This is a genomic window from Cupriavidus sp. SIMBA_020 (assembly GCF_046535395.1).
Lineage (GTDB): Bacteria > Pseudomonadota > Gammaproteobacteria > Burkholderiales > Burkholderiaceae > Cupriavidus > Cupriavidus campinensis.
Genome location: NZ_JAWRWU010001099.1, coordinates 1 through 255 on the forward strand (window position 1 = coordinate 1; position 255 = coordinate 255).

The 255-nt window shown below is 60.0% G+C and carries 1 protein-coding gene; it reads right to left on the reverse strand.

Annotated features, from left to right (window positions below; all coding sequences use genetic code 11):
- Positions 1-229: hypothetical protein (locus SB751_RS32905; RefSeq protein ID WP_410749367.1), on the reverse strand; the 229-nt coding region annotated here is incomplete at its 3' end.
- Positions 230-255: the final 26 nt, after the last annotated feature.

Here is a 255-nt window from a genome sequence, read left to right on the forward strand (position 1 = left end):
GAATCTTGCCGCCGTCGTTCAGTTTCACTGTGGGTACCTTCGCCATAACACCCTCCCAAGCTTGCGACGCGACGCTCGCATGGCGAAATCGCGCCAGGTCGCGCAGCCAGGGATGTTGCCGGGCGGTACCCCCTGGCCTACCGTTGATGACGGGCCCGCCCCGCTGCGCCCGTATGGAAAAAAACAATGCGAAAACCGGATGGAAAACCCCCGGGAGTGGTGCTTTCATCCCAGGGGTTTTCAACTAGATCATAG